Consider the following 3,337-nt stretch of genomic DNA (forward strand, 5'->3'; position numbering starts at 1 on the left):
TGTTCTTTAAAAAATTGGAAACAAGCTGAAAACAAGAGATTTTCGAGAGAAAGTCTGAGTAGGCAAGATAGGAAAGTGAAAAGAGGGAACTGAGAAGGAAACTCTGAAAGCAAACCTGTTTTGTGATAAATCTTGATTGAACAAAAGCAATCAAGTGTTTAGTTGAATGAAGATACGCATCAAATTGACCGCACTTTGAAGTAAAAACTTAAAGTGATTGAAAACATTTGAGGTTGTATAGTTAAGTGACTAAGCGTACAAGGTGGATGCCTTGGCAATCAGAGGCGAAGAAGGACGTGCTAATCTGCGAAAAGCTTGGATGAGTCGATAAGAGGCGTTTAATCCAAGATATCCGAATGGGGAAACCCAGTAGATGAAGAATCTACTATCACTTACTGAATCCATAGGTAAGTGAGGCAAACCGGGAGAACTGAAACATCTAAGTACCCCGAGGAAAAGAAATCAACCGAGATTTCGTTAGTAGCGGCGAGCGAAAGCGAAAGAGCCTGTTAATGATAGCAGCAGAGATAGAGGAATAAGCTGGGAAGCTTAGCGACACAGGGTGATAGCCCCGTACTCGACATCCAGGCTGTGGTACTAAGTTAACGAGAAGTAGGGCGGGACACGTGATATCCTGTTTGAAGATGGGGGGACCATCCTCCAAGGCTAAATACTCCTGATTGACCGATAGTGAACCAGTACTGTGAAGGAAAGGCGAAAAGAACCCCGGTGAGGGGAGTGAAATAGAACCTGAAACCTTGTACGTACAAGCAGTGGGAGCCTGAAAGGGTGACTGCGTACCTTTTGTATAATGGGTCAGCGACTTATATTTTGTAGCGAGGTTAACCGAATAGGGGAGCCGAAGGGAAACCGAGTCTTAACTGGGCGAATAGTTGCAAGGTATAGACCCGAAACCCGGTGATCTAGCCATGGGCAGGTTGAAGGTTGGGTAACACTAACTGGAGGACCGAACCGACTAATGTTGAAAAATTAGCGGATGACTTGTGGCTGGGGGTGAAAGGCCAATCAAACCGGGAGATAGCTGGTTCTCCCCGAAATCTATTTAGGTAGAGCCTTGAGCGGACACCTTTGGGGGTAGAGCACTGTTTCGGCTAGGGGTCCATCCCGGATTACCAACCCGATGCAAACTACGAATACCAAAGAGTGATACTCAGGAGACACACGGCGGGTGCTAACGTCCGTCGTGGAGAGGGAAACAACCCAGACCGCCAGCTAAGGTCCCAAAGTCTATATTAAGTGGGAAACGAAGTGGGAAGGCTTAGACAGCTAGGATGTTGGCTTAGAAGCAGCCATCATTTAAAGAAAGCGTAATAGCTCACTAGTCGAGTCGGCCTGCGCGGAAGATGTAACGGGGCTGAAATATAGCACCGAAGCTGCGGCATCAGACGTAAGTCTGTTGGGTAGGGGAGCGTTGTGTAAGCGGAAGAAGGTGTGTTGAGAGGCATGCTGGACGTATCACAAGTGCGAATGCTGACATAAGTAACGATAAAACGGGTGAAAAACCCGTTCGCCGGAAGACCAAGGGTTCCTGTCCAACGTTAATCGGGGCAGGGTGAGTCGGCCCCTAAGGCGAGGCTGAAGAGCGTAGTCGATGGGAAACAGGTTAATATTCCTGTACTTGGTAAAGCTGCGATGTGGGGACGGAGTAGGTTAGGTTATCGCACTGTTGGATATGTGCGTTTAAGTTGGTAGGTGGGAAGTTTAGGCAAATCCGGACTTCCTTAACACTGAGAGATGATGACGAGGCTCTACGGAGCTGAAGTAACCGATACCACACTTCCAGGAAAAGCCACTAAGCGAAAGGCTTTACTAAACCGTACTGAAAACCGACACAGGTGGTCAGGTAGAGAATACTCAGGCGCTTGAGAGAACTCGGGTGAAGGAACTAGGCAAAATAGCACCGTAACTTCGGGAGAAGGTGCGCCGGCGTAGATTGTAAGGGCTAGCCCCTGAAGGTTGAACCGGTCGAAGATACCAGCTGGCTGCAACTGTTTATTAAAAACACAGCACTCTGCAAACACGAAAGTGGACGTATAGGGTGTGATGCCTGCCCGGTGCTGGAAGGTTAATTGATGGTGTAATCGAAAGAGAAGCTCCTGATCGAAGCCCCAGTAAACGGCGGCCGTAACTATAACGGTCCTAAGGTAGCGAAATTCCTTGTCGGGTAAGTTCCGACCTGCACGAATGGCATAATGATGGCCAGGCTGTCTCCACCCGAGACTCAGTGAAATTGAAATCGCCGTGAAGATGCGGTGTACCCGCGGCTAGACGGAAAGACCCCGTGAACCTTTACTATAGCTTGACACTGAACATTGAATTTTGATGTGTAGGATAGGTGGGAGACTTAGAAGTAGTCACGCCAGTGATTATGGAGTCGTCCTTGAAATACCACCCTTTAACGTTTGATGTTCTAACGAAGATTGCGGAACGCGGTCTCGGACAGTGTCTGGTGGGTAGTTTGACTGGGGCGGTCTCCTCCCAAAGAGTAACGGAGGAGCACGAAGGTTTGCTAATCACGGTCGGACATCGTGAGGTTAGTGCAATGGTATAAGCAAGCTTAACTGCGAGACAGACAAGTCGAGCAGGTACGAAAGTAGGTCATAGTGATCCGGTGGTTCTGAATGGAAGGGCCATCGCTCAACGGATAAAAGGTACTCCGGGGATAACAGGCTGATACCGCCCAAGAGTTCATATCGACGGCGGTGTTTGGCACCTCGATGTCGGCTCATCACATCCTGGGGCTGAAGTAGGTCCCAAGGGTATGGCTGTTCGCCATTTAAAGTGGTACGCGAGCTGGGTTTAGAACGTCGTGAGACAGTTCGGTCCCTATCTGCCGTGGGCGTTGGAGAATTGGTTGGGGCTGCTCCTAGTACGAGAGGACCGGAGTGGACGCACCACTGGTGTTCCGGTTGTGTCGCCAGACGCATTGCCGGGTAGCTAAGTGCGGAAGAGATAAGTGCTGAAAGCATCTAAGCACGAAACTTGCCAAGAGATGAGTTCTCCCAGATTTAAAATCTGTAAGGGTTGTTTAAGACTAAGACGTAGATAGGTGCGGTGTGTAAGTGATGTGAGTCATTGAGCTAACGCATACTAATTGCCCGAGAGGCTTAACTATACAACGCTCAAGTGTTTTTGGAAAACAGAGTGAAAGAAAAAAATTAACTAAACGTTCAGCTTGTGGCCAATGAAGAACATAGATAGAAGTTAGAATAAAAGTTATCAAAGAATTATCCTGGCGGCGATAGTGCGGTGGAACCACCTGACACCATACCGAACTCAGAAGTGAAACGCTGTAATGCCGATGGTAGTGTGGGGC

Annotated in this window: 2 rRNA genes; both read left to right on the plus strand. The window is 48.4% G+C overall.

Annotation, left to right across the window (positions count from 1 at the left end):
• Nucleotides 1-239 precede the first annotated feature (239 nt).
• Nucleotides 240-3,136, plus strand: a 23S ribosomal RNA gene (locus KKW16_RS08940).
• 116 nt (nt 3,137-3,252) lie between these two features.
• A 5S ribosomal RNA gene (rrf, locus tag KKW16_RS08945) occupies nt 3,253-3,337 on the plus strand; the annotation flags it as partial.

This window comes from Haemophilus sp. SZY H8 (assembly GCF_018829755.1).
In the GTDB taxonomy this organism is placed as follows: Bacteria; Pseudomonadota; Gammaproteobacteria; order Enterobacterales; family Pasteurellaceae; genus Haemophilus; species Haemophilus haemolyticus_K.